Genomic DNA, 515 nt, shown 5'->3' with positions numbered 1-515 from the left:
CGCAGGCCGATCATCGCCTGGTGGGCCGAGCCCTTGATGATCGGAATGTCGTCGCCGGGGTATTCGTAGGAGGACAAGAGCTCGCGGATTTCCATCTCCACCAGCTCGATCAGCTCCTCGTCATCCACCAGGTCGATCTTGTTCATGTAGACGACCATGTAGGGGATGCCGACCTGACGGCCGAGCAGGATGTGCTCGCGGGTCTGCGGCATCGGGCCGTCCGAGGCCGCAACCACCAGGATCGCGCCGTCCATCTGCGCCGCACCGGTGATCATGTTCTTCACATAGTCGGCGTGGCCGGGGCAATCGACGTGGGCGTAGTGGCGGTTCTCGGTCTCGTATTCCACGTGGGCGGTCGAGATGGTGATGCCACGCGCGCGCTCTTCCGGCGCACCGTCGATCTGGTCATAGGCGCGGAATTCGCCGAAATACTTGGTGATCGCCGCCGTCAGCGTCGTCTTGCCATGGTCAACGTGGCCGATCGTGCCGATGTTGACGTGCGGTTTGTTGCGTTC

At 62.7% G+C, this 515-nt stretch carries 1 protein-coding gene; it reads right to left on the bottom strand.

What is annotated here, in order from left to right; genetic code table 11:
* Positions 1-515 (bottom strand): GTP-binding protein (locus RSW2DRAFT_RS17025; RefSeq protein WP_008033326.1); only part of this gene is annotated, 515 nt, incomplete at both ends.

The sequence above is a fragment of the Rhodobacter ferrooxidans genome, from assembly GCF_000176015.1.
Classification (GTDB): domain Bacteria; phylum Pseudomonadota; class Alphaproteobacteria; order Rhodobacterales; family Rhodobacteraceae; genus Pseudorhodobacter_B; species Pseudorhodobacter_B ferrooxidans.
The sequence above is the reverse complement of the archived record's forward strand: the minus strand, read 5'-3'. Positions and strand labels throughout refer to the sequence as shown.